Genomic DNA, 18,924 nt, shown 5'->3' with positions numbered 1-18,924 from the left:
TTTTTTATGCGATAGGGATTGCAGTGGAAATCCTTTTTTTTGCTTTGGAAAGCGTGTTGGCAAAAAAAGATTGCAACGGAAAGCCCGGTTTTTGCTGGCGGTGGGAAAAGCGATGGAGAGCAAAAAATTGCCATATATAAAGAATGGGCTTCTGAAACTTACCAAGACAATTTTGTGATAAAACATCCTCATGTAAAGGTTTCTGATGATGTTAATGGCAAAAGGGAGGAGCATAAACATATGCTTGCGTGTCATTTTGTCACATTTCCGAATTTGGTACAGAATTGGAAAAAAGACAAGCATCGCAACGAAAAATTTTAAAAAAAAATAAATAATATTATGAGTAAAATAATTGGAATTGACTTAGGAACAACCAACTCTTGTGTTTCTGTAATGGAAGGTAAAGACCCTGTTGTTATCCCTAATGCTGAAGGAAAAAGAACCACTCCGTCCATCGTAGCATTTACGCAAGATGGAGAAAGAAAAGTGGGAGATCCAGCTAAAAGACAGGCGGTAACCAACCCTAAAAATACGGTGTACTCCATCAAAAGATTTATCGGTACGCATTTTAAAGACGATGCTAAAGAAGTGGGAAGAGTGCCTTACGAAGTGGTGTCTGGACCTAACGATACGGTAAAAGTAAAAATTGACGGTAGAGAATATTCGCCACAAGAAATTTCAGCGATGATCCTTCAGAAAATGAAGAAAACGGCTGAAGATTATTTGGGTCAAGAAGTAACAAGAGCGGTAATTACTGTTCCGGCTTACTTTAACGATGCACAAAGACAAGCGACCAAGGAAGCTGGTGAGATTGCCGGTTTGAAGGTTGAGAGAATCATCAATGAGCCTACTGCTGCTGCTTTGGCTTATGGTATGGATAAAAACCACAAGGATCAAAAAATTGCTGTTTATGACTTGGGTGGTGGTACTTTTGATATTTCTATCTTGGATTTAGGAGATGGAGTTTTCGAAGTGCTTTCAACCAATGGAGATACACACCTTGGTGGAGATGATTTTGATGATGTCATCATCAATTGGATGGCAGACGAATTTAAAGCTGAGGAAGGTGTTGATCTTAAAACCGATGCTATCGCTCTTCAAAGATTGAAAGAAGCTGCTGAAAAAGCAAAAATTGAACTTTCTGCGTCTTCTCAAACAGAAATTAACTTGCCGTACATCACTGCGACAGCAACAGGACCTAAACACTTGGTGAAAACTTTGACCAAAGCAAAATTCGAGCAGTTGTCTGCAGACTTGGTAAGAAGATCTATGGAACCTTGTAAGAAAGCGCTTCAAGACGCAGGTTTGTCCACTTCGGATATTGATGAGGTAATCTTGGTAGGTGGTTCTACAAGAATCCCAATCATCCAAGAGGAGGTAGAAAAATTCTTCGGAAAAAAACCATCAAAAGGAGTTAACCCGGACGAAGTGGTTGCTGTAGGAGCTGCTATCCAAGGAGGTGTACTTACCGGAGATGTGAAAGATGTATTGTTATTGGATGTAACTCCGCTTTCTTTGGGTATTGAAACCATGGGATCTGTTTTCACAAAACTGATTGATGCCAACACCACCATCCCAACCAGAAAATCCGAAACTTTCTCTACTGCTTCTGACAACCAACCTGCAGTAAGCATCCGTGTAGGACAAGGAGAAAGACCCATGTTCAACGACAACAAAGAAATTGGAAAATTCGACCTTACCGATATCCCACCTGCACCAAGAGGTGTGCCGCAAATCGAGGTAACTTTCGATATTGACGCCAACGGTATCCTTAGCGTTTCTGCAAAAGATAAAGGTACAGGAAAAGAGCAATCCATCAAAATTCAAGCTTCTTCAGGATTGTCCGATGCAGAAATTGAAAGAATGAAAAAAGAGGCTCAGGAAAATGCTGCTTCCGATGAAAAAAGAAAAGAAGAGGCAGATCTTATCAACAAAGCAGACGGTTTGATCTTCCAAACCGAAAAGCAATTGAAAGAATTTGGTGACAAACTTTCTGCGGACAAAAAAGCGGCTATAGAAACTGCACACGCAGAATTGAAAACTGCTTTTGAGGCTAAAAATATGGAAGCCATCAAAACGAAAACAGAAGCTTTGGATGCTGCATGGATGGCTGCTTCTGAAGAAATGTACGCTCAAGGTCAACAAACTCAAGGTGGAGGAGAACAGACTCACGCTAACGCAGGAGACAATGTACAAGATGCCGACTTTGAAGAAGTGAAGTAAGTACTCATTGTAAACGATCAATAAAAATAGACAAATCGCTGTAAATCTAATATTTACAGCGGTTTTTTTGTTTTTTCAATATTTTGTTTGTACTTGTTTTTCATTGATTTTTAGCTTATTTTTGTATCATATTTGTACCGCGTTTTAAATGATGTTAATCTGCGTCTTATAGTGTCTTAAATAGTCTTAATCACTTTTAATAGTCTATAAATCATAAAAATATTTTATAATGGGTTTTAGTAAATTGAAAATTCCGAAAGTTTGCGAACTTTGTGAAAAACCGTTTGAAGCAAAAACCGTTACTACACGTTTTTGTAGTACTTATTGCGCAAATAAATCTGCGAAAAAACAGAAACAATTAACAAAGGAAGCAGAGGAAAGGCAAACTTTATTAGAGATTTATAAAGCTAAGATTATAGATATTCAAACCCGACCTTATATTACAGTAAAGGAGGCAGCTCAACTTTTTGGGATGTCGAAGGATACTGTTCATAGATTAATAAAAAGCAAGAGAATATCTGCATATAATTTTGGAGAAAGGCTCACTCGTGTTAGCAAAACTGATTTAGAAGAAATGTTTAGCAGAGTATTGGTAGTTAAATCTTCTGAGGAAGAAGTAGTTAAAAATGATTACAAAATTGAGGATTGTTATACACTTTCTGAAGTTTCTAAGAAGTTTAATACTAATGCTTCAACTGTGAGTAGCATTATTAAGAAAAATAATATTCCCAAAAGGAAAGTTGGAAGCTTCGTATATGTCCCTAAAAAACTTATCGATAAAATATTTGCTAACAAATGAAAGAATTAACCAAAACAAAAGTCACGGTTCGGCTTCGAAAAGCAGAAGATAGAAAGGAATGGTACATTTATTTGGAAAGTTATCCGGTTCAGGTTAGCGGAAAGAAATCGCCTCAGCGACTTAGAGAATATCTTAACAGAAGTGTTGCTACAGTTGTTTTCGATAAAAAAAGAGTAGCAAGAACTACAGAAACTTCTGTTTCTTATAAACCAAAAAGGAATGACAATGGAATCATTATTTGCAAAAGCGATAATGATATGGAAACCATGTTGTATGCTGATGCCGTAAGAAAATTACGACAGAAAGAATATGATAATATTGATCTATACAGCGAACTGGATAGCATTCAGGCGGAACAAAAAGAAAAGTCTCAAGAAAATTTTGTGAAATATTTTGAAGCTTTAATTAAAAAGCGACACAAGAATAGTTCGATTTCCATTATCACAAACTGGGAAAGATCCATAGAGTTTTTGAAGAGTTTTGCTGATGAAAATATAGAATTTTCTCAGATTAATTTGAAATTTTGTGAGGATTTTAAATCGTTTCTACTGACTGCTGAAAGAGGAGGAAATAAAAATGGAATACTTTCACAAAATACAGCTTCAACTTATTTTTCTGTTTTCAAAGCAGCACTGAAACAAGCTTTTATCGATGGTTATTTTACCACAGATATCTCTTCAAAAATAAAAAGTATTCCTCAAGCAGAAACAAGAAGAGAATATTTAACTATTGAAGAATTGAATACTTTAGTGGAAACACCTTGCGAAAACGATGTACTGAAACGTGCCGCACTTTTTTCAGCATTAACAGGATTGCGACATTCTGATATTCAGAAATTGAGATGGAATGAAATAAATATTGAAAGCAATCAGCCAAGAATAAATTTCACACAAAAAAAGACAAAAGGTGTAGAATATATGCCAATTTCTCTGCAAGCTTTAGAGATTTGTGGAGATCCGAAGTCGCCCAATGATTTAGTTTTTGAAAACTTAACAGATCCATCTTGGATCAATCGACCATTAAAAACTTGGGTAGCAAAAGCAGGAATCCAGAAAAATATTACTTTCCATTGTTTTCGTCACACCTTTGCAACTTTACAATTATCCAACGGAACGGACATTTACACGGTAAGTAAAATGCTTGGTCATACGAATGTAAAAACAACTCAAGTTTACGCCAAAGTAATTGATGAAAAGAAAAATAAAGCAGCAGAAGCAATACAATTAAAAACACTTTTTAAAAATCAAAAATGAAACAGAATTATCGAGATATTTTAATTCAAAATCTTGCTATTATTATTGGTGGAGTAATTACAGGTTTAGGAGTAAGGTTGATAGTACTTGAAAAGGGAGTAGATGAATTTACTGCAAATAGTATTTTTTGGGTTATCAATTTAGTATTCATTTTATTGTATTTGGCTTTTGTTTCTTTGAGTATTTCTCTTATAGAAATATTCAAACAAATAAAAAATAAATTATATAATCAGAATAATGTTGAAAAACAAGAAGCCGATTTAATGAATACTCAAAAAGCTAATTCGACGGAGAATTCGGAATTGAATGCAAAACCTCAAAATATTATCGAAGAGAAACCAACCTTAGAAGATAAAAAAGAAATATCAAATACATTAGAGGAAGCTGAAAAGCCAGTTGAACTTTCTGATATTGAAAAAATAAGAATTCAAGCGAAATTTGAAAACGAAAAAATTCTTCAGGAAAAGTTAGATTTTATTGACCAATACACAAAACAAAAATTTGCACCGTACGCTTGTAATGAAGAAATTTTTAGACTTTGTACCTATCTTGTAAATTTCCTTAAGGATAGTAAAATTGAGGATATAGATTCGATAAAGATACAAAAATTACGTACCATAGATTTAATGCATTTTGGTTGGAATGTATGGGATCTTTATAGAGGCGATAATAAAAGAAAGGATGTTGCCAAATTTTTGAAAACTGTTTTTTCGAAAAATTTCGAGAATATGGAAGAATCAGTAATAGAAAAATTACTAACTAATAAAGGTCAGGAAGGATTAATTAAAATTGAAAAAGAATTACTTCAATAAAAAAATCCAATAAGTATTGAGCAGAAAACCTCTTATGATATTAATATGATTTAAATATTCTTTATCATAAAAAAAACATACACAGAACATAAATTATCATTGCACCATAACAATCATAAACGATACTTATGGATGCACAAGAAATCAACTTTGAAAACCTGCCAAAAGCAGTCGCACATTTGGTAAATGAAATTGCCGAAATCAAATCTATTGTAGAGCAAAAGCAAGCTCCCGCAATTCCTACCAAGAAAATCCCTATTGACATTTCCGAAGCCTGTAAAATTATAGGTAAAGCAAAACCGACTATTTATACACTTGTTCGAGAAAGAAAAATCCCATGTTACAAAAACGGAAAGAAACTCTATTTTTTTGAAGATGAACTTTTAGAATGGATTTCTAAAGGTAAAAAGAAAACCCTGCAAGAAATAGAAGCTGAGGCAAGGACGAATTATAAGAATCTAAAATAATTCGTATGGACTTGCCACAAAAACGATATCAGACAGATTCTGGTTCGGTCACAGTCTTTGATAAAGTTATCAATTATCTGAACCAAAAATATCAAGTCCGGTATAATGAAATTGCTTTAGAATTTGAAATCCGAACTAAAAACGAAGATTGGGACGAACTGAACATCAATTCCTTGTTTATCGAGCTGATTCAATCGGGGGTTAATGTCACTTTGAATAAATTGGAAATTTTACTGAAAAGTCATTTGATAGAAAAATACAATCCTATTCAAAATTACTTTGAAAATCTGCAAAAGTGGGACGGTAAAAATCACATTCAAAAATTTTCAGGATTTGTAAAAACAACTGACGATCAATCTTTCATTAAGTATTTTGAAAAATGGTTGACAAGAGCCGTTTTATGTTCTTTGAAGAAAGGCTATGTTAATAAACAATGCTTAGTACTTTTCAATACCAAACAAAATTCAGGTAAAACCAGCTTTTTGAGATTCTTGATTCCAACTGAATTAGAAAAATACTATACCGAAGATATTGGGATTGATAAAGATGGATTGATTTCACTTTGTAAATCTCTGATTATCAATATAGATGAGCTTTCGGTAATGTCAAAAATTGATGTGAATACGCTGAAATCTTTTATTTCAAAAAATACCATCAATGCGAGATTACCTTATGACAGAAAATCTTCATTAATGCACAGAACCGCTTCATTTTGTGGTTCAACCAATCGTTCTGATTTTCTGACGGATGAAACAGGAAGTGTACGATGGCAAATTTTTGAAGTATTAGAAATCGATTTCAATTATTCTAAAGAAATCAACATCAACCAAGTTTGGGCTCAGGCGTATTTCAATGCTTTTGAAAGAAAAAATTACAATCCTGAACTCACTGCCGAAGATATTTTGGAGAACGAAAAGCGAAATGAGAAATTCAAACAAGTTAGTTTGGAGCAGGAAATAATCCTTAGTCATTTCGAAAAATCAGAAAACAAAAACGATTTTCTTACCGCAACCGATATTATGTTGGTGATGAATAATGCCTTAGGAGTTCGGTTAAACATCGTGAAAATCGGGAAAGCACTAACCAATCTAAAATATGATCGGATTAAACACTCCAAAAGACAAGTTTATGGCTATCTCATCAAACGAAAAATTGAAGAATCAAAAAACGAATAGTTACAAAACGACTTACCTCAATTACCAACTTACCTAAAATCTTTTGAAATCACCATCAATAAAGGTTTTTCTAAGTAGGTAACCTAAAAAATCTTCTTACCTAAGTTACCTTTTTAAAATAATGAAAGGTAATTAGGTAAAGAAAGGTGACTGCTAAAATTCAATCAAAACCACTTCTAGCAAAGGCTTTGGTAAGCAGGTAGGCAAATTCGGTAAAAATTTATAAAACTTTAAAAACATAAAAAAATGAACTGTAAAACAGCAACTCAGAATATTAAAATCAGAGAAATTCTGGAAAGTTTTTCTCTTTTTCCAAGCAAAGAAAATTTAAAATCAGCCTTTTATTTTGCTTTTGACCGTGAGGAAAGAACACCTAGTCTTTCCGTTAATTATGAAAAAAATACCGCTTTTGATTTTGGAACTGGGAAACAATATGATAATGTTTCTTTGGTTCAAGCCATCAAAAAATGTACAGTTTCTGAAGCTTTGGAGTATCTGAAGCGATTTAATTATTCCATTACAACACAACAAGAAACTAAAAACAACCATTCAAAGTCAAGTTATCATATTTTTAAAATCAATGAAGTCGAGCATCCTAGTTTGATAAGTTATTTAAAGTCAAGAAAACTTGGTTCTATGAAATCTACACTTCAAGAAATCCATTATGAACTGAACGGAAAAAACTATTTTGGAATTGGATTTAAAAACGATTCCGAAGGATATGAAATAAGGAATCCATGGATTAAAATATGTCTTGGAAAAAAAGACACCACCACCATTGGAAATAACTTCAATACTTTGAGAATTTTTGAAGGATTCACGGATTATTTATCATTCAAAATTTTAGAAAACTCACTCGAAAAAGAACCTTCAGATTATCTGATTTTAAATTCGGTTTCTATGCTTTTCAAAGTTAAAAGTGAACTTAAAAATTATCAAAAAATTGAACTTTATTTTGATAACGATAAAGCAGGAAATTCAGCAACCGAACAGTTAATTAAGCTTGATAAAAATATTTCGGACGAGCGATTACTCTACAAAAGCCATAAAGATTTGAATGAGTTTTTAATGAGCCATGAAACTATTGAGAAGCGAGTGCGAAAATTCGGCAGATAGTGAGTGCAAAAAGTACCCAAAGTTTACAATAAGCGTATCCGCTGATTAAAAACTCTGGACTTTTTGGTTTTTTCCTATCGTCAAAAACAGATTCTAAAACCAATAAATTAAAATATAAATCAGATGGAAAATGATTTTTTAAAAGCATTTGTTCAACAAATTTCTAAAGAGGAAGAACAGAAAAAAGCAGAACAAAAAAAGCGAAAATACTTCCAAGAATTAGGAAGAAAAGGTGGACTAAAAAAGAAAACTTCTCAGCAATTTTCTAAGGTAGTTTCGGTGCGATTTACCGAGAAAGAATTTGAAGAAATCAAAAACGAATCAGAAAAATTTAACCTTGGTTTTTCAAAATATTTGAGATTGATTTTTACAGAAAAAGAATTGAAAGTTAATGAATTTAAAACCGATGAAATTCTATTGAAATATGGAGATAATTTTCTCAAAATCCGAAATCTTTTGAGAAATGCAGAATGGACTGCCTTTGAAAATAAAAAGGAAATTTTAACCGAAATAGAATTGGTTTTAGGCTTAATTAAAAACTATCTCTATCAAAAAAAGCTTCAAAATGAATAACTCTGCAACCACAAGAAGAATTTCAAAAATCGCTTTGGAATACAACGGAAATGACAAAGGAAAAGCCGAAATGGTTTTCAGCCAGAATCTACTGAATGAAGCTCCCGAAAAGCAATTTCTGGAAATGAAGACGATTGCCGATAGAAATTCTAATGTTAAAAAATGGGCTTTTACAGGATATATTTCTCCGGAAAAATCAATTGGCGATCAATTATCAAATGAAGATTTGGTGAAATTAACTTTGAAAGCATTGAAAAAAGTGGGTGTAACCGAACAAAATCAAATTAGATTAGATATTCATTCTTCTACCAAGCAAAAGCACATTCATTTTGTTGTTAATAGAATTAATATCCATGGAAAAAACACCATAAAAGCGCATAAAATAGGTGAGACTTTCGGAAAAGCCGTTCGTGAAGTTTGTAAAGAAATGAATCTGAAAACGGATATTGAAATTGGTATTGAAAAGAAAAATCAAATGCTGAAAGATTTGAAATCCTGTCTTAAAACGGCAAAAAATTTCGATGAACTCATTCAGAAAATGAATGATTTAAATTATCGTGTTATACTTTCACAAAATGTAAAAGTTGGAGTTTCAGGAATGCGAATAGTCCGAAATGATGATATTAATAATGAGACGGCTCGACAATATTCGTCGGGTTATAAACTTTCTGAAATCACGAATAAATTAAAGATTACGGATATTAAAAACATGCTCAATGCAAATCAAGAAAAAGAAATTTTTAAAAGTGAATTTTCTCAAAATCCAGATTCCCAAAAATTTGAGAATAACGAGAAAAGTAATATCACACCAATTTTAAATCAGCTGAGTACTATTGCTCATGAAATTATGAAACCAAGCTTCACAGCACCTGATCCTGAATTATTTAAAAAGAAAAAAAGAAGAAAAATTTAAAAATATGGAAAATAATAACACTCCGAAAGACAATGGTTTAGAGCTACTTAAACAAGTTGTTGAATCCAATGTAAGAAACATTGAACAAGGTATAAAATTAGAATTTGCCCTTGAAAATTTATTGAATATATTTGGGGAAACACAATCCTCGATACGAGGATTAGACTACTCAATTTCAGTATTAAACAAAACTATTGAAAAAGAAACGCTAGAAAGAAATCAATTCTTAGAAAAAATTCCAAAATCGATTGAAGTTAAGTTTTCTGAAGATTCTATAAATCAACTTAATGCATTTGAAAAGAAATCCAAAACCGTTAAATATTTATTTTTCGGAAGCATGGGTATTTTGTTACTTGCAATACTTTCAATTTTCTCTATTGGAAAACTTGCCAAGGACTGGTATTCGGAAAGCGTAAGAACCAAAAGCGAAATCCGACTCGAAATTTTGAACGAAATCAAGAATGATGGAAATACGATTTATAAAACTTCAGAGTTAGAACAACTGAAACACAATACCATCATTATGAATAAATGGATACAAAAAAATCCTAAAGAATCTCAAGATTTCATGAGGTTTAAAGAAGGTTTTGAGAGTAGATAATCATCTATCAAATTATGTTGATTTTAAAAGAAGCTGATCTTATCGGACGGCTTCTTTTTGCTTTGCAATTTTACATTATATTTAATGAAACAGAATACTTGCAAAACTCAAAATTTTATTCTTATATTTAACACCTTGTGTTAATCAAATAACAGTTCATGAAGATAAATAGGCTAAAAGTCGTTCTTGCCGAGAAAGATAAAACCAATAAGTGGTTAGCAGAACAATTAGGCAAAAGCGAAGTTACAATCTCTCGCTGGGTAACCAATGAAATCCAACCCTCGATGGAGATGTTTTTAGCCATTGCCAAACTGCTGGATGTAGATGTGCGACAGCTTATTAACGCAACCAAATAATTAAAAAAGATTTAAAAATAAGAAATGAATCAAACTGTACATAATAAATTAATCTCCTTTATCTGGAGCATCGCCGATGATTGTCTTAGAGATGTTTATGTGCGTGGAAAATACAGAGATGTTATCCTGCCCATGGTGGTATTGAGAAGATTGGACGCTTTGCTTGAACCTACTAAAGAAAGGGTTTTAGAAGAAGTAGATTTTCAGAAAAATACGATGAAGTTTACCGAATGGGACGATAAAGGAATGACCGCCGCTTCTAAATATGTATTCTACAATACCAGCGAATGGACATTGCAAAGCCTCCATACCAACGCTACCAATAGCTCCCAAATTCTTCTGGGAAATTTCAATGACTATCTGAATGGATTTAGCGACAATGTTCAGGAAATCATCAAAATGTTTAACCTCAGGGCACAGATCAAACACATGGCAAACAAAGATGTGTTGCTGGATGTGCTGGAAAAATTTACCTCACCGGATATTAATCTGACGCCTTTTGAAAAACTGGATTCCAGCGGTAGAAAACTGCCTGCTTTGACTAATTTGGGAATGGGTTATGTGTTTGAAGAGCTGATCCGTAAATTCAATGAAGAGAATAATGAGGAAGCCGGAGAACACTACACGCCAAGAGAAGTAATCGATTTGATGACGCACATGGTTTTTGAACCGATTAAAAATCAAATTCCTTCGGTGATTACCATTTATGATCCTGCTTGCGGAACGGGGGGAATGCTGACTGAATCTGAAAATTTCATTACAGACCCAGAGGGCGAAATCAAAGCGACCAACACTTCTGTCTATATGTTTGGGAAGGAAGTGAATGATGAAACCTACGCCATCTGTAAATCGGATATGATGATCAAGGGTAAAGACCCTGAACATATCAAGGTGGGTTCTACACTTTCTACCGATGAATTTGCCGGAACAAAGTTCGACTTTATGTTGTCTAATCCGCCGTATGGAAAGAGCTGGGCGAGTGAGCAGAAATACATCAAAGACGGAAAAGACGTCATCGACAACCGTTTTAAAATTAAACTTAAAAACTATTGGGGCGAAGAAGAAGATGTGGATGCCGTACCGCGTTCCAGCGACGGGCAGTTGCTGTTTCTGATGGAAATGGTGGACAAGATGAAAGCCCTGACCGATAAAAATAAAATCGGAAGCCGCATTGCTTCGGTACACAACGGTTCGAGCCTTTTTACAGGTGATGCCGGCGGTGGCGAGAGCAATATCAGACGCTACATTATTGAAAACGATTTGCTGGATGTGATCATCCAGTTGCCGAACAATATTTTTTACAATACGGGAATTACCACCTATATCTGGATTTTAACCAACAATAAACCTGCGCAACGAAAAGGAAAAGTTCAGCTGATAGATGCCAGTGAAATGTACCAGAAACTGCGCAAGAATTTGGGGAATAAAAACTGCGAACTCAGCAAAACACACATCAGCGAAATTGTGAATTGCTATCTGGGGTTGAGTGAAATGGAGAAAGAGGGAGAACAAAAACTGGCAAGTAAAGTTTTTGACAATGCAGATTTTGGATATTATAAAATCAATATCGAAAGACCGAAGCGACTGAAAGCCCAGTTTACAAAAGAGAAAATTGAAGTGTTGAAATGGGATAAAGCACAACCCGAGTTTTCACACTATCTTTTTGAGCAGTACGGAATGGAAGTGTACAGCGGTTTGGAAGCTCACAAAAAAGCCATTTCCGACTATATCGACAAACACGAACTGAATATCAACGCCAAACAACTGACCGCTTTTCTGAAAAAAGAAACCTGGCAAAAGCAGGAAGAACTGTACCAGACTGCGGTGCGCCTGATGGAAGTGTTGGGAACAGACGAGTTTACCAACTTCAATAGTTTCACTGCGAAAGTAGAGGAAGTGTTGAAACAGGATAAAACCAAACTCTCGGCTTCTGAAAAGAAACAGATCCTCGATGCCGTGAGCTGGTATGATGAAACCGCAGAGAAAGTCATCAAGAAAACTGAAAAATTCAGCGGACAAAAGCTAGAGGATTTATTGGCTTTTTTGGGCTGTACCGAAAAAAATTTGCCGTATTATGGTTATTTCCCTGCCGAAAAGAAAGGTGAATACATCATTTACGAAACCGAAAGCGACCTGCGTGACAGCGAAAGCATCCCGCTGAAAGACAATATACAGGAATATTATTTGAAAGAAGTAAAACCGTATGCCGAAGAAAGCTGGATGGCACTAGACAGCGTAAAGATTGGCTATGAGCTAAGCTTCAACAAATATTTTTACAAGCCTGCCCCATTGCGTTCTTTAGAAGAAGTAACCCAGGATATTTTGGCACTGGAAAAAGAAGGTGATGGAATGTTGGCAGAAATCTTAAATTTTTAGCAGATGAAAAGATACCAAACCTATAAAAACAGCGGCGTCGATTGGATTGAGGAAATTCCCGAGGGATGGGATGTCCTAAAGAATAAATATATCTTCAATTTGAAAAAAAGTCAAGTTGGAAAAAGATCAAATGAGTATGATTTGTTATCTCTTACATTGAAAGGTGTAATCAAAAGAGATATGGAAAATCCTGAGGGAAAATTTCCTGCTGAGTTTGATACATATCAAGAAGTTAAGAAAGGTGATTTTATCTTTTGTCTTTTTGATGTTGAAGAAACGCCAAGAACAGTTGGTTTGTCTGATTTTGACGGAATGATAACAGGAGCATATACTGTTTTTGACACTAAATCAACTCCAGACAAAAAGTATCTTTACTATTTTTATCTCAATTTAGATGAGAAGAAAAGGCTTAAATTTTTATATCGAGGTTTAAGAAATACAATTCCTAAAGACAGTTTCTTTTCTTTTAAAACGATTTTCCCCCCACTTCCCGAACAAACCGCCATTGCCCAATTTCTCGATGACAAAACCGCCAAAATAGACCAAACCATTGCCATCCGCCAAAAAGAAATAGAACTGCTCAAAGAACGCCGACAAATCGTGATACAGCAAGCCGTAACCAAAGGTTTGGATGCTAACGTACCGATGAAAGACAGCGGTGTGGATTGGATTGGGGAGATCCCGGAGCATTGGGAGGTGAGGAAGTTGGTTAGTTTATGTCGATTAGTTAGAGGTAATTCTCCTTTTGGTAAGGATGAATTGTTGGACCAAGGAGAATATATTGCATTGCAATATGGAAAAACTTATAAAGTAAATGAAGTAAATGAAGAATTTGCCTTTTATGTTAATAGCGAATTTTACAAGAATAGTCAAGTCGTAAAATATGGAGATGTAATTATAGTTTCTACTTCTGAAACAATTGAGGATTTAGGTCACACAGTTTATTACAGAAGAAATGAATTGGGACTATTGGGAGGCGAGCAAATAATGCTTAAACCAAATCAAGAAAAAGTAAACAGCTACTTTCTGTATTTTTCTTCCAAAGTGTTTTCAAAAGAACTACGAAAATTTGCAACAGGAATAAAAGTATTTAGATTTAATATCAATGATTTGAAAACAGTTTCTATTGCTGTGCCACCAATTTCTGAACAAGAGGAAATAGCGAAATTTATCGAATTTAATTCTAGTAAAATCGCCAAAGCCATCACGCTGAAAGAGCAGGAAATAGAAAAGCTGAAGGAGTATAAAACGGTGTTGATAGATCAGGTGGTAATGGGGAAAGTGAGGGTAAGTTAGAAAAAAACCAAACGCAAACAATATGTCAAAAAATGCCAATTTCCAAGTTGATCCAAAGCTAGCAGAGCTTTTAGGTGAAACTTACAAATCAACCGAGGATGCCACAAAGGAATTAGTTGATAATGCTTATGATGCAGATGCCGATAATATCTGGATTACATTGCCCGAAGTTCTTACAAATGACGCCGTAATCACTATTACTGATGATGGTACGGGTATGAAAGAACAAGAATTACGAACAGAGTATCTTAAGATTGCAAGTAGTCGTCTATCTAGAAAAGGTGAAAAAACTTTATTGAAAGGCAGAAAAGTTAAAGGTAGAAAAGGGATTGGTAAGTTTTCAGGATTAATGGTTGCGGCTGTTATGAATGTTACTACAAAAGCAGGAGGTAAACAAACTACAGTATCTATTGCGAAAGATGAGCTGGCAAGAGAAAAATACGATTTAGAGAAAGTAAATCTGCCTATAACTGTATCCGACTGTTCAAAAGAAGAACACGGTACAACTATCACTTTGATTGGACTCAATCAGAATTTTAATTATCCCAATCCAGACAAATTAAAACAGATTTTGGTTTGGGACTATGGTAGAGTTTCCGACCTGAACATTTTTGTAAATGGCGAAAAACTCGGTGTGCAAGATTTTCAAGGCAAAACGATTACAAAAGATTTGCCTTTAGAAAATGGAAGTACTGCGCAAGTCGTCTATACTATTACAGACAAGCCTGTGCCATATGCTGGTCTTATTTATAGGGTTGGCGGAAAAATAGTTGGACGACCGGAAAATTTTTTAAAAGAAGATGAATTGGTACCGGATAAGTTGAAGAAAAGGCTTGTTGGCGAGATTATTTGTGATGAGTTGGAAGATTTTGTAACCGCTGATTGGGGAGGAATTATTGAAAACAGCAAACTGAATGACAGTATAAAAAAGGAAGTAAAAGAAGAACTACACAGTTCTTTTACCGAAGTTTTTAAAACTGATATGCATCTTGCTAAACAAAGACATCAGCAAAAGATTAATAGGGAACTGCAAAAGTTGCCTGAATATAAAAGGCAATTTGCTGAAAAGTCACTACATAAAGTTCTTGAAAAGTTCTACGGTGAGCCGGAAGAGAAAGTAAATGTAATCATATCAGTGATGGTAGATGCTTTGGAAAAAGATTATTACTGGAACGTTGTTCAGAATATAGAAAGTTCAAAAGATGGCGATATCGAAAAAATAGCAGATGCATTATCAGAGTTTGGTTTTGTTGAGATGGCAGTAATGACAAGTCAAGCTACAAGTAGATTAAAGTTCTTGGATGAATTGGATTTATTAAATAAAAACTCTAAAACTTTAGAAGCTACAATACATAAGGCTTTGGAGAACAATTTATGGGTATTTGGAAACGAATATACTCTGATGTTTTCTAATAAAACTTTAAAGGTAGCCATAATGGAAATGCTAGATAAAAAATTTACTGGTAAAAGAGCAGACAAAAGACCTGACTTATTTTTAGGTGAAGATATTCTGAGAAGACATTTGCTGATTGAGTTTAAGAAACCTGATGCAACAATTGGAAGAGATGCAGAGAGTCAAGCTTTAAAATATCGAGATGACTTAAACTCTGTAATTCATAGTAAAAATATTCAAATTATAGTTATTGGCGGAAAGGTTAATCCTGCCATTTCATCGCATAATGAAAGAGATGATGTTATGATGATAACTTATTCAGACTTGATTTCTACTGCGAGAACGCAGTTGGATTGGTTGCTGAAAGAGTTGAAAAGTGACTAAGTAAAACATTTTTGTGAACAAGATTTTAAGCAAATATATCTTAGATGAAATAATAATGAAAAACTAATACTAATACCAAGAAAATTTATTTTAAATAATGTGTGCATCATACGGAGATAAACGTAAAAGGGGATTCTTTGAATCTTCAGCAAATAAAATTTTTACAGGCATAAGGGAAATCGTTCCTGAATATGCGGAGAAAAGAGCAATTTGGGAACTTTTTCAGAATGCTTTAGACACTGTCGTGGAAAACGGAATTATTGAAATTGCAAAAACAGATAAAGGTCTATTGTTTAAGCATAATGGCAGGCCATTTACAGATGATGAATTTGGAGGACTAATAAACCAATATAGTGTTGGAAAATCTTACGGAGACAATAGTGAAAAACTCGGTCAGTACGGAACAGGTTTTTTGAGTACTCATATTTATGGAAAAAAAATCTTTGTTAATGGCTCTTTATTAACAGATGATACTAATTATAGATTGTTAAATGATTTTGAGATTGACCGTGATGCTGTTAGTGTAGATGAGCTTACAGATAAACTTATTGTACAAGATCATAAAATAGAAACACTCTGTGATAATATAGAATTAGCAGAAAAAACTTGCTTACGTTATACTTCTTTTGAATATAAAGCATCTGCTAAAAGTAAAGAACATATTGACTCTATGCTTAAATATGTTGAAACAGTATTACCCTACATATTTTGTTTTAATGATAAACTTTCGCAAGTTAATCTTACTTATGATAATATTTCATTAAAATATGAAAGAGATGAGACTTCTGATATAGAAGTTTCGATTAAGATAAACGACCAACCAATAAAAATACCAATACTAAAAGACAAAGAAAATAAGATTGTGGTAGTGCTGGCAAGTAAAGAACGTTTAATCGATGAGATTCCTAAACAATTTTTGTTTTATCCTCTAATGGAAACTGGCAAAGCAGGTTATAACTTTATTATTCACGCTAATGATTTTAAACCCAATAGAGAAAGAGATTATTTACACAAAATAAAGGAAAATGAGGAATTGAAAATCGATGTTGAGACAAATGAAAACTTATTACAGATAGCATTTAAATTAGCGCTAAAAAGGATTAATGAAGATGAAGACATATCAATTGTAGATATGGCTAAGATTTCATTCAACGCTTCTGATTCCATTTTTGAGAAACAACTGAAAACTGAATTCATTGAAAATATTAAGAATCTCAAACGTCTTGAATTCGACAGCGAAAAATATGCTCTTTGTGATTTACAGTACTTTGACAAGTCTATTTTATTGTTAGAAGAATATGCAAAAAAAGAAGTATACAAATTATTAAAGCAATTTCGTAAAATACCACCTTATGAAACTTATTGTTTTCTTAGTGAATACATAAATACTTGGAATGAAAATGCAAATAAGAATTTCGATATTTTATCATTAAATGATCTCGCCCAAATTATTGCAAATGAAGGAGGAGGAAATTATGCATTTTTAAATGATAAAAAATCTTATAAAGAATTTGTAAATCAAATTAGTACAGATATTACTATACTTAATAAAGTTGCTCTCATTCCTAATATTCACGGCGATTTCAAAACGCTTGAAAGTCTTGTAAAATGGGATAATAAAGAATATTTACTGATAGATATTATGGATAATATAAATGCATCAGTTAGCGAAAAATATATTCATCAAGATTTTGAGTTCATTAATAATGTAAACATCTATACAAGAGAAAAGTTTAAAGAAGATTTTAGCAAATTTTGTAACGAGTTATTAGATAATCTGGAAAAAGAAAAAGTATCTCTCTCTTCAAAGGGAATCAGATATATATACCTGACAGAGTTTCTAAATAAATTTATTGGATTAAATAGAAATACGCAATTAAATATTGACCTACATTCATTTTACAATAAGATATATAATTTTTCAACAATGTTTGAGGGATTATCTTCGCCAACTGTTGAAGTAAATTATCAACCAGCGATTAAGTTACTAGCAAATTTATATATCAAAAATATTGTCAAAAATGACATTGAATCTACTATTGATGATTTAAAAGAAATCATCGGGATAATGTATACTAACACAAATCTTAAAGAGGAGCTTTTGCATAAAATGGAGTGTATTCCAAATCAAAATTTGTGTTTAAAATCGCAGTCTGTCTTAAAAAAAGATAATGTAAAAGACGAGGATTTTAAAGATGAATGGGATGAAATTTTAGGAGGAGATATTCGTGATGACTTAGTGTTTGAAGGCTTTGAAGGCTTTCTTCAGCACAGTAGTTTTGTGTCAGGTTCTGAATTAGGAAGCCAAATAGAACAAAAACTAAACAGTGAGAGAAAATTTATTCCAGTTGATAAAGATATTTTGGAAACTGTAATTAGTTTAATTGAAAAAATTTCCTCAAATCAAGATACTTGGGGGAGTTGGTTAAGGGAAATAAATGCAGTAAAGGAAGAAATTCTAATGTATAAATTTCAGGATGAAAGTACAAGACAAAGTTTATTTAGTATTCTTTCTGTTAAACCTGAAAAGATTAATTTGTTAGGAGAACTTGCAAAAATTGATAATCTTAGTGATTTAATCCGTGCAGGTAAAGAGAAACAAAAAGAGGAGGCTAGAAAATCAAATCATTTAATATACATAAATGAAGTTGGATTAAGAATCCAAAATATAATTGAAAGTGAATTGAATTCTTCATTGAGAGATACTATAGAAATCATAGAATCTATATCGGATGAGAAATTAAAAAGTGTTGAAGAACAAAATGGGCAAGATTTTATAATATACAAGTCAGGTAGACCTATCTACTATATTGAAGTTAAATCAAGATGGGATATAGAGGGAATAGTTGCTTTAAGTAAAAGACAAGTAGAATGTTGCTCTCTTAATAAAGAAAATTACGCTGTAATAACTGTAAATGTTGCTAATTACAAATCTAAAAACAAAATAGATATTGAAACTATTTCTTTTGTAGATTTAGCAGATGATGTAAAGGTAAACGTAGACTTAGGAGATGATTTTGAAAAATTAATTAAAGAGAATGAAGAATCCGAAAAGATTCCTGAAAAAACTAAGTTAATAGAATATAGAGGTCACATACCTCAGAAGAGAATTGAAACAAATGGTATGTCGTTCGAAAAATTTATCGATGACCTTAAAGAAGTTATGATTAAGGCTTAAATATTTAGT

At 33.3% G+C, this 18,924-nt stretch carries 16 protein-coding genes; all 16 read left to right on the top strand.

The window, feature by feature from the left end; genetic code table 11:
- Positions 1-39 precede the first annotated feature (39 nt).
- The 16 genes from EIY84_RS02445 to EIY84_RS02370 all read left to right on the top strand — a co-directional run bounded on the left by EIY84_RS02445 (position 40) and on the right by EIY84_RS02370 (position 18,915).
- Complete coding sequence (locus EIY84_RS02445) at positions 40-321, top strand: hypothetical protein (RefSeq protein ID WP_124640155.1); 282 nt, start codon at positions 40-42, stop codon at positions 319-321.
- Between the two features lie 18 nt (positions 322-339).
- Complete coding sequence (gene dnaK, locus EIY84_RS02440) at positions 340-2,223, top strand: molecular chaperone DnaK (RefSeq protein ID WP_124640154.1); 1,884 nt, start codon at positions 340-342, stop codon at positions 2,221-2,223.
- A gap of 229 nt (positions 2,224-2,452) precedes the next feature.
- Complete coding sequence (locus EIY84_RS02435) at positions 2,453-3,022, top strand: helix-turn-helix domain-containing protein (protein ID WP_124640152.1); 570 nt, start codon at positions 2,453-2,455, stop codon at positions 3,020-3,022.
- The gene (locus EIY84_RS02430) at positions 3,019-4,275 is read left to right on the top strand and encodes a site-specific integrase (RefSeq protein WP_124640149.1); all 1,257 of its coding nucleotides are present in this window, start codon (positions 3,019-3,021) and stop codon (positions 4,273-4,275) included. The genes EIY84_RS02435 and EIY84_RS02430 overlap by 4 nt, the downstream gene beginning before the upstream one ends.
- On the top strand, positions 4,272-5,087 hold the full coding sequence (locus EIY84_RS02425; protein WP_124640147.1) for a hypothetical protein: 816 nt from the start codon (positions 4,272-4,274) through the stop codon (positions 5,085-5,087). Before EIY84_RS02430 ends, EIY84_RS02425 begins: the two co-directional genes overlap by 4 nt.
- Before the next feature lie 128 nt (positions 5,088-5,215).
- Entirely contained in the window at positions 5,216-5,554 is a 339-nt protein-coding gene (locus EIY84_RS02420) for a helix-turn-helix domain-containing protein (RefSeq protein ID WP_124640145.1), read from the top strand.
- Positions 5,555-5,559: 5 nt separating this feature from the next.
- The gene (locus tag EIY84_RS02415; RefSeq protein WP_124640143.1) at positions 5,560-6,729 is read left to right on the top strand and encodes a VapE domain-containing protein; all 1,170 of its coding nucleotides are present in this window, start codon (positions 5,560-5,562) and stop codon (positions 6,727-6,729) included.
- Between the two features lie 246 nt (positions 6,730-6,975).
- Positions 6,976-7,845: a toprim domain-containing protein gene (locus tag EIY84_RS02410; RefSeq protein ID WP_124640141.1), complete on the top strand. Its 870-nt coding sequence runs from the start codon at positions 6,976-6,978 to the stop codon at positions 7,843-7,845.
- 123 nt (positions 7,846-7,968) lie between these two features.
- The gene (locus tag EIY84_RS02405; protein ID WP_124640139.1) at positions 7,969-8,418 is read left to right on the top strand and encodes a plasmid mobilization protein; all 450 of its coding nucleotides are present in this window, start codon (positions 7,969-7,971) and stop codon (positions 8,416-8,418) included.
- Positions 8,411-9,331: a relaxase/mobilization nuclease domain-containing protein gene (locus EIY84_RS02400; protein WP_124640137.1), complete on the top strand. Its 921-nt coding sequence runs from the start codon at positions 8,411-8,413 to the stop codon at positions 9,329-9,331. Before EIY84_RS02405 ends, EIY84_RS02400 begins: the two co-directional genes overlap by 8 nt.
- Positions 9,332-9,335: 4 nt before the next feature.
- Complete coding sequence (locus tag EIY84_RS02395; RefSeq protein ID WP_124640131.1) at positions 9,336-9,932, top strand: hypothetical protein; 597 nt, start codon at positions 9,336-9,338, stop codon at positions 9,930-9,932.
- Positions 9,933-10,090: 158 nt separating this feature from the next.
- On the top strand, positions 10,091-10,288 hold the full coding sequence (locus tag EIY84_RS02390; RefSeq protein ID WP_124640129.1) for a helix-turn-helix transcriptional regulator: 198 nt from the start codon (positions 10,091-10,093) through the stop codon (positions 10,286-10,288).
- A gap of 24 nt (positions 10,289-10,312) precedes the next feature.
- Positions 10,313-12,664 carry a type I restriction-modification system subunit M gene (locus tag EIY84_RS02385; RefSeq protein ID WP_124640127.1) on the top strand — a complete coding sequence of 784 codons (2,352 nt, stop codon included), beginning with the start codon at positions 10,313-10,315 and terminating at the stop codon, positions 12,662-12,664.
- A 3-nt stretch (positions 12,665-12,667) separates the two neighbouring features.
- On the top strand, positions 12,668-13,960 hold the full coding sequence (locus EIY84_RS02380; RefSeq protein WP_124640125.1) for a restriction endonuclease subunit S: 1,293 nt from the start codon (positions 12,668-12,670) through the stop codon (positions 13,958-13,960).
- A gap of 22 nt (positions 13,961-13,982) precedes the next feature.
- Positions 13,983-15,737 carry an ATP-binding protein gene (locus EIY84_RS02375; RefSeq protein WP_124640123.1) on the top strand — a complete coding sequence of 585 codons (1,755 nt, stop codon included), beginning with the start codon at positions 13,983-13,985 and terminating at the stop codon, positions 15,735-15,737.
- A gap of 97 nt (positions 15,738-15,834) precedes the next feature.
- Entirely contained in the window at positions 15,835-18,915 is a 3,081-nt protein-coding gene (locus EIY84_RS02370; RefSeq protein WP_124640121.1) for a sacsin N-terminal ATP-binding-like domain-containing protein, read from the top strand.
- Positions 18,916-18,924 lie beyond the last annotated feature (9 nt).

It is taken from the genome of Amniculibacterium aquaticum (genome assembly GCF_003852705.1).
GTDB lineage: Bacteria > Bacteroidota > Bacteroidia > Flavobacteriales > Weeksellaceae > Amniculibacterium > Amniculibacterium aquaticum.
This window is presented reverse-complemented; position numbering and strand designations above follow the sequence as displayed.

Bases quoted from the DNA above. Each gene is read 5' to 3' on its own strand.
- EIY84_RS02390 (WP_124640129.1), top strand. From the start codon at position 10,091: ATGAAGATAAATAGGCTAAAAGTCGTTCTTGCCGAGAAAGATAAAACC.
- EIY84_RS02410 (WP_124640141.1), top strand. From the start codon at position 6,976: ATGAACTGTAAAACAGCAACTCAGAATATTAAAATCAGAGAAATTCTG.
- EIY84_RS02425 (WP_124640147.1), top strand. From the start codon at position 4,272: ATGAAACAGAATTATCGAGATATTTTAATTCAAAATCTTGCTATTATT.
- EIY84_RS02375 (WP_124640123.1), top strand. From the start codon at position 13,983: ATGTCAAAAAATGCCAATTTCCAAGTTGATCCAAAGCTAGCAGAGCTT.
- EIY84_RS02400 (WP_124640137.1), top strand. From the start codon at position 8,411: ATGAATAACTCTGCAACCACAAGAAGAATTTCAAAAATCGCTTTGGAA.
- EIY84_RS02420 (WP_124640145.1), top strand. From the start codon at position 5,216: ATGGATGCACAAGAAATCAACTTTGAAAACCTGCCAAAAGCAGTCGCA.
- EIY84_RS02385 (WP_124640127.1), top strand. From the start codon at position 10,313: ATGAATCAAACTGTACATAATAAATTAATCTCCTTTATCTGGAGCATC.
- EIY84_RS02380 (WP_124640125.1), top strand. From the start codon at position 12,668: ATGAAAAGATACCAAACCTATAAAAACAGCGGCGTCGATTGGATTGAG.
- dnaK (WP_124640154.1), top strand. From the start codon at position 340: ATGAGTAAAATAATTGGAATTGACTTAGGAACAACCAACTCTTGTGTT.
- EIY84_RS02435 (WP_124640152.1), top strand. From the start codon at position 2,453: ATGGGTTTTAGTAAATTGAAAATTCCGAAAGTTTGCGAACTTTGTGAA.
- EIY84_RS02405 (WP_124640139.1), top strand. From the start codon at position 7,969: ATGGAAAATGATTTTTTAAAAGCATTTGTTCAACAAATTTCTAAAGAG.
- EIY84_RS02430 (WP_124640149.1), top strand. From the start codon at position 3,019: ATGAAAGAATTAACCAAAACAAAAGTCACGGTTCGGCTTCGAAAAGCA.
- EIY84_RS02395 (WP_124640131.1), top strand. From the start codon at position 9,336: ATGGAAAATAATAACACTCCGAAAGACAATGGTTTAGAGCTACTTAAA.
- EIY84_RS02415 (WP_124640143.1), top strand. From the start codon at position 5,560: ATGGACTTGCCACAAAAACGATATCAGACAGATTCTGGTTCGGTCACA.
- EIY84_RS02370 (WP_124640121.1), top strand. From the start codon at position 15,835: ATGTGTGCATCATACGGAGATAAACGTAAAAGGGGATTCTTTGAATCT.